This window comes from Sphingomonas sp. (assembly GCA_019635535.1).
Lineage (GTDB): Bacteria > Pseudomonadota > Alphaproteobacteria > Sphingomonadales > Sphingomonadaceae > Allosphingosinicella.
Genome location: JAHBZH010000002.1, coordinates 1 through 1,859 on the forward strand (window position 1 = coordinate 1; position 1,859 = coordinate 1,859).

Sequence of the window (1,859 nt, forward strand, 5' to 3'; positions counted from 1 at the left end):
CGGCTGGGTTCTGACTACAAGGAGAGGGGGACGTCGAGCCGTTCGAAGGCCTGTCGTTGCAGCGGCGTCGGGACGGTGAGCTGATCGAACGCCGGCAACCCGCTGTGAGGCTGGACGGTGTTCTTCGTCAGCGTGGCCAGATGGTCGAGCAATCCGCGGAAGTGGTGCACGGGTTGATCGTCGGCCGAGCGTTTGGTCGCCGCCTTGCGCTCGGCGCTTTCTGACGGCGTGGCGGGCTCGACCGGCGAACCGCGGCGCTGGGCGGCGCCGGCCGGGTCGTCCTCGGCGAACAACAACGGCGCCAGCGCCTGTCGCATGTGGTGCTCGACGTAGTACGCCAGCATGCACAGCAGGACATGCGCGCGCACCCGCGCATCGAGCCGATGGTGGATCGGTCGCACGTGCAGATCGACCGTCTTCAAGCACCGAAACGCCCGCTCCACGGCCGCCAGCCCCTTGTAGGCGCGAACCGTCCCGGCGGCGTCGATTACGTCAGCCGGCGCGGAGGTGCGCAGCACGTAGATGCCGTCCAGCCGCGCCTCGGCCTGGATCGAATCCTGCTTGCGCGCATAGCTGAACGCCGTCTCGGTGATCGTGATCTGGAAGTGCTTGGCGACCTTGAAGCGGTTCAGCGCCGCCCCCACCCGCAGCCCGATGCGGTCTTGCCCGCGTAGCGCCCGTTGCTCGCGCCCGGTGGCCGCCACGATCTGGTCGAGCTCGCGCTCGGTCGCCCGCAACAGATCTTCGCGCTTGCGCGCCCGCTCGGCTTGAAGCAACGGGTTCAGGCAGGCGATCAAACGCTCGCCGGGGAAGTCGGGATGGCGGATCTCGGCCAGGTCGGCGGTGTCAAACAACGACCGCTGCAGCGGCCCGTCGTCTTGGGCGAGCTTGCGGACCTGCTCCGAGCGCAGCGCGCTGATCCAGTCCAGTCCCTCGATCGGGCGGAGCTCTTGGTCGATGCGGGCGCTGGTGAGCAGGCCGCGATCGGCGACGAAGACGACGCGCTCGAGACCGAAGCGCCGCCGCACCTTCTGGATCTGATCGGTCAGCGTGCGCGGATCGGCGGTGTTGCCCTCGTAGACCTCCACGGCCACCGGACAGCCGGCGGCGTTGCACAGCAGCCCGTAGACGATCTGCAACGAGCCCTTCTTGCCGTCGCGCGAGTGGCCGAGGCGGGCCAGGCGGCAGTGGCGGCCTTCGAAGTAGCTGGAGCTGACGTCGTAGAGCACCAGCGCGCCGCCCGACAGATGCCGCTTGGCCAGCGCCTGCTCGATCTTGGGCTGGCGCTGGAGCAGCCAATCCATGGCGGCATAGAGATCATCGGCTTCGACCTGATCGAGCTGCAGGATCTCGCCGAGAGTCGAGGTGGCGGTTTCGTGGTTCAGGGTGCGGGCGGTGGCGAGCTTGGAGCCGGGGGCGAGCACGCGGGCGGCGATGAGCGCCACACAGCGGTCGCGTTCGGGGCTGGGACGGGAGGCGAGGATGCGGTCGAGGCCGAGCTTTTGGATGGTCCCGAGCACGGCGGCGACATGGCCGTGGGGGCGGGAGCGAAGGATCTGGAAGGCGGCCTCGGCGGGGACGAGGGTCTCGCCGCGGAGGGCGCGCCGAATGAGCTCGATGACGTCGTCGGGCAGGTGCGAGAGATTGCCGAGGGTTTCGTTGCGGACCTTGCCGCCTTCGCGGAAGGAGCGGCGCAGCAGGTGGGTTTTGTAGACGCGGCCTTTGTAGTGGCGAGTGGTAGTGACGACGTGGACTGCCGATCCGCGACGAGCCATGCGGTAATAATAGCGCAACAGGCTCGAAAAGTCAACACATTTAGTGACTACAAAATCACATCAGAAACGCCAGCTGCTTTCAGT

At 67.6% G+C, this 1,859-nt stretch carries 1 protein-coding gene; it reads right to left on the reverse strand.

Annotated features, from left to right (window positions below; genetic code table 11):
- Nucleotides 1-14 precede the first annotated feature (14 nt).
- On the reverse strand, nt 15-1,793 hold the full coding sequence (locus tag KF780_14095) for an IS1634 family transposase (GenBank protein ID MBX3562933.1): 1,779 nt from the start codon (nt 1,791-1,793) through the stop codon (nt 15-17).
- Nucleotides 1,794-1,859 lie beyond the last annotated feature (66 nt).